Here is a 2,838-nt window from a genome sequence, read left to right as displayed (position 1 = left end):
AGCGCCAGCGGGACGGGGCGGCCATGGGCGGGGCGCTCGGACGCCACGAGGCCGAGCTCGCCGAACGCGATCGCGTCCACGAAGGTCGGCGCCGCGATCGCGGGCGTCGCCGCGCTCGATCGGGGATCCGGCTCGCGCCACGCGGCGAGGACCGCGGTGAGCGTGACTCCGGCGAGCGCGCCGTCCTTGACGAGGCGCGGCAGCGCGACGCCCGGCGCGACCAGCAGGGTCGCGTTCAACACCCTCGCGGCCTCCGCGAACGCCTCGGTGCCCGTGGGCTGGTGGAAGGTGGCGGCGCAACGCGTCACGATCCAGGGCGTGAAGCCGCAGGCGAGGCCGGGCAGGCCCGCGATGTCCAGCGTCGAGAACAGTCGGTCGCCGCCGGTGAGCTTCGCCGCGAGCAGCGGCGCGAGGCCGAGCGCCACCAGCTCGTTGTGGGTGCGGGCGACGGGGACGGCCCCGGCGTCGAAGGTGATCACCGCCACGTGGTCGGCGGCGTCCTCCGGACGGTCGGCCCGGACGAAGCGCCCGGCGTGCTGCTCCAGAACCTCGTCGAGCGGGGTCGCGCCGTCCGGCTCGTCCTCGCCGAACACGCCGATGAAGCGCAGCCGCTCCAGATCGACCGCGGCCTCGCAGACCGCCTCGGCCGGGCGTCCGCCGGCCGCGCGAGTGCGCACGACCACCGCCTCGGCGCCGACGCCGTTCAGCGCCTCGGTGATCTCCCGCCGCCGCCAGGCGAGCGGCAGCAGCGCCGCCACCAGACCCGCGCGCCACAAAGCGAGGCAGACCAGCGCGGATTCGAACGACGAGCCAAGCTGGACGCCGACCACCGCGTCGGGCTTCAGCCGCCACGCCGCGAAGGCGGAGGCCAGCGCCGAGACGGCCCGGTCCGTCTCCCGCCATGTGCCCTCGAACCGCAGGCGGGCGTCCACCAGCGCCAGACCGTCCGGGTCGCGCTGGGCGTTGTGGGTCAGAACCTCGTCGAGCGTCGACACCCCGGCGACGGGGTTGACGAGGGGAGCGTCGGAAGCGGGCGCGAGGCGCATGAGCGAGGCTCCTTCGAGGTCAGCGGACGCGGGCGGGCGCGTCGCGCCACCAGGTTTCGGGCGCAGGGCCGTAGAGCGGCGTCACGTCGGGTCGCCCGATGGCGGTCCAGCGCGCGACCCACTGCTCTTTCGGGTGAAACAGCGGCACGACGTAGAAGCCGGACAGCAACACCCGGTCGAGCGCGCGCACGGCGGATTCGAATTCGGCGGGTTCGCGCCCGGCGAGCAGCGCCGCGATCATCGCGTCCACCGCCGGCTCCTTCACGCCCATGTAGTTGCGCTCGCCCGGCGTATCGGCGGCGGCGACGCCCCAGTATTTTCTCTGCTCCACGCCCGGCGACAGGCTGTTGAGCCATTTGTACTGGATCATGTCGAAGTCGTAAGTCTGCAGACGGCGGAAGTGCTGGGTGGAGTCCGCCAGCCGCACCGTCGCCCGCACGCCGGCGCGGTCGAGGCCGCGGGCGTAGGCCAGCGCCAGCCGCTCCTGCTCCTTCTCCTTCACGAGGATCTCGAAGCGGAACGGCTCCCCGGAGCCGTCGCGCCGCAACTGCCCGTTCTGGATGCGCCATCCGGCCTGCGCCAGCAGGTCGAGCGCGGCGCGCAGCTGCTCCCGGTCCCGCCCCGAACCGTCCGTGGAGCCGGGCCGCCACGTTCCCTCCAACACGTCGTCGCGCACCACGCCGGGGAAGGGCGCCAGCAGCTCCCGCTCGCGCGCGTCCGCCGGACGGCCGGTGGAGGCGAGGTGGGAGCCCTCGAAATAGCTGCGGGTGCGCTCCGTCGCGCCGCCGTAGAGGTTGCGGTCCATCCACTCGTAGTCGAACAGCAGGCTCAGCGCCTCGCGCACTCGGACGTCGGCGAACAGGGGCTTGCGGGTGTTGAACACCAGCCCGTCCATGCCCCAGGGGCGCCCGGAGACGAACCGGTCCAGCACGACGTCGCCCCGGCGGACGGCGGGGAAGTCGTAGCCGGTGGTCCAGCGGATCGGATCGCTCTCCGGCAGGACGTCGATCAGGCCCTTCTTGAAGGCCTCGAACATGGTGTTCGAGTCCCGGTAATAGTCGTAGCGGATCTCGTCGAAGTTGTTCAGGCCGCGGTTCACCGGGAGATCGGCGCCCCAATAGTCGGGATCGCGGCGCAGCGTCAGCGAGCGGCCCGGATCGAGCGCGCTGATCACGTAAGGCCCGGAGCCCACGATCGGCTTCAGCGTGGTGTCCTCGAACGTCTTCGGGTCCACCGCATGGGCGGGCAGAACCGGCATCAGCCCGAGAATCAGCGGCATCTCACGGTCTTCGGCGTCCACGAGGTCGAACCGCACGGCATGGTCGCCGTCCGCGGTCGCGGCCTTCACGCGCCGGTAGTTGGAGCGGTAGGACGGATGACCCCGCTCCCGCAGCAGATGGAACGTGAAAAGCACGTCCTCGGACGTGATCGGCTCGCCGTCGGAGAAGCGCGCCTTGGGGTTCAGCCGGAAGGCCACCCAGCTGCGGTCGTCCGGCGTCTCCACGCTCTCGGCCACGAGCCCGTACAGCGTGAAGGGCTCGTCGAAGGAGCGGGCGAGCAGGCTCTCATAGACCGCGCCGCGCAGCCCTTGCGCCTGCGCGCCCCGGTAAGCGTAAGGGTTCAGCGTGTCGAAGCCGCCGAGCCAGCCATAGGTGATGCGCCCGCCTTTGGGCGCGTCGGGCCGGGCGTAGGGCAGGTTCGCGAAATCGGGCGGCAGGGCGGGCGCGCCGTGCATGGCGACGCCGTGAGCCGGCGCGGCCACAGCGGGCGCGGCGAAGGCGAGCGATGCGGC

2 protein-coding genes are annotated in these 2,838 nt (G+C 72.4%); both read right to left on the bottom strand.

The annotated features are described in order from the left end of the window. Positions 1–1,046 (bottom strand): AMP-binding protein (locus ACFQ4O_RS16530; protein WP_378777308.1); only part of this gene is annotated, 1,046 nt, incomplete at its 3' end. Between the two features lie 19 nt (positions 1,047–1,065). Then, a partial coding sequence (locus ACFQ4O_RS16525; protein WP_378777305.1) for an extracellular solute-binding protein occupies positions 1,066–2,838 on the bottom strand: 1,773 nt, incomplete at its 5' end.

Origin of the sequence: Methylopila musalis (assembly GCF_042679725.1) — a bacterium.
GTDB classification, from domain to species: domain Bacteria; phylum Pseudomonadota; class Alphaproteobacteria; order Rhizobiales; family Methylopilaceae; genus Methylopila; species Methylopila musalis.
This window is presented reverse-complemented; position numbering and strand designations above follow the sequence as displayed.